The sequence below is a fragment of the Chloracidobacterium sp. genome, assembly GCA_025057975.1.
In the GTDB taxonomy this organism is placed as follows: Bacteria; Acidobacteriota; Blastocatellia; order Chloracidobacteriales; family Chloracidobacteriaceae; genus Chloracidobacterium.
In genome coordinates this window covers 1-514 of record JANWUV010000078.1, presented here as the reverse complement: position 1 = coordinate 514, position 514 = coordinate 1, and the positions used below count along the sequence as shown (strand labels likewise).

1 protein-coding gene is annotated in these 514 nt (G+C 68.1%); it reads left to right on the top strand.

Annotated features, from left to right (window positions below):
* A partial coding sequence (locus tag NZ585_15185) for a LysM peptidoglycan-binding domain-containing protein (GenBank protein ID MCS7081371.1) occupies positions 1 to 488 on the top strand: 488 nt, incomplete at its 5' end.
* Between the last annotated feature and the right edge of the window lie 26 nt (positions 489 to 514).

The following is a 514-nucleotide window of genomic DNA, read 5'->3' as shown; positions in this document are numbered from 1 at the left end:
CCAAGAAGGCCGCCGCCGACGCGCACGTGTTAGCGCAGAAGGCGGCCGCCGACGCCGCCGCCAAGGCCAAGGCTGCCGAGGCCGCCGCCGCCAAGGCCGCTCAGGAAGAGGCCGCCCGCAAGGCCGCTGAAGCGAAAGCCGCTGCCGACGCTGCTGCCAAGGCCGCCGCCGAGCAGCGTGCCGCCGCCGCGCAGAAGGTCGCCGATGAGGCTCAGGCCAGGCTTCGCGAGATAGAGAGCAAGCTCGAAGCCGAAGAGAAGCGCAAGGCGGAGGAAGCTGCCAGAGCCGCTGCTGAAGCGGAGGCCCGCCGTCTGGCGACCAAGCACGTCGTGGCCGCCGGCGAGACCCTCAGCCACATCTCGCTGAAGTATTACAAGACGGCCAACCGTTGGAAGGAAATCTACGAGGCCAACAAGGACGTCATCGGCGATAACCCGAACCTGATCCGCCCCGGCCAGGAACTCGTCATCCCCGACGCCGGGAAGTAACGCGACAAGCGCCTCTTGTCTTGCCC